Origin of the sequence: Mesorhizobium sp. M0698 (assembly GCF_040320455.1) — a bacterium.
Lineage (GTDB): Bacteria > Pseudomonadota > Alphaproteobacteria > Rhizobiales > Rhizobiaceae > Mesorhizobium.
On record NZ_JAMYPQ010000076.1, the window covers coordinates 1 to 1055 of the forward strand.

At 56.8% G+C, this 1055-nt stretch carries 1 protein-coding gene and 1 pseudogene; both read right to left on the minus strand.

What is annotated here, in order from left to right; all coding sequences use genetic code 11:
- Nucleotides 1-264 (minus strand): annotated as a pseudogene (locus NKI16_RS33970) (ABC transporter permease); the annotation flags it as partial.
- Nucleotides 261-1055: ABC transporter permease (locus NKI16_RS33975; protein ID WP_352924816.1), on the minus strand; the 795-nt coding region annotated here is incomplete at its 5' end. The pseudogene NKI16_RS33970 and the gene NKI16_RS33975, both read right to left, overlap by 4 nt.

The following is a 1055-nucleotide window of genomic DNA, read 5'->3' on the forward strand; positions in this document are numbered from 1 at the left end:
CCACGCGTCCATCATGCCGGCGAAAACAATAGCGCAAAGACCGCCGATAGCCCCGACAGACAAATTCATCTGACCGATAGCGATGATGAGCATTTGCGAAAACGCGATCAGGCCATTTACTGCAATTGCGAGCAGCAGCACCTGAATATTCAATGGCGATAGGAATGATGGGTTGAAGCCCCCCACGATCGCAACGGCGACGATCGTAACCAGCAGCGGCCCAAACCAGTCGCTCCGCACGGCGTTGGCGAAGGAGCCGTTCATGCCATGTTCCTCCGGGCCAGAAAGGTTCGGCGTGTTTTGTCCATCAATACCGCAGCCAGCAAAAGCAGACCCAAAAAGCTCTGAATCCAGAAATCGCCCAGCTGTAATAGAAGCAAACCACTAGTCAGCATCGTCACCAGAAACGCACCTAGGCACGTCCCCAGCACCGATGCCTTGCCGCCCGCCAAAAGTGTTCCCCCCAACACAGGACCAAGGAACGCGATGAGCAGCCAGTCCTGTCCGAGTTGTCCCGCCATTGATGGGATCGCCGCTCCATTGCGTGCGACTAGCATCAGAGCCGCGCAGGCGGCGAGCGCGCCAGACAGCATGTGGCAGTATATGAAGATGCGCCCGACATTTATGCCGGACATCTCCGCCGCTTCGGGCTTGGCGCCAGCAGCCAGCATCTCCCGCCCAACCGCTGTCAAATTATAAAGATATCCTAGAACCAATGCAGCCATGAGGCTAACCAGGAGGAGCGGAGAGAAAAAACCCAACAGCTTGATGCGTCCGAACGCTGCAAAGACGGGTGGCAGAGCGCGATAGGATTCTGCACGCGTCAGGAAGATCATTACGCCGAAGAAAATGCTCATTGTCGCGAGCGTGATGATGAAGCTGTGCAATCCTGTGCGAACGGAAGTCCATCCGTTGATAAAGCCCAGCAAGGCGCCAAGGGCCACGGCTGAGAGAATTGCGAGTGGCCACGGAAGCCCGACGACCTCAATGAGATAGCCGCAAGTCATTGCGGCACAAACGCCGATCGCCCCTACAGCAAGGTTCAACCCCCCAGT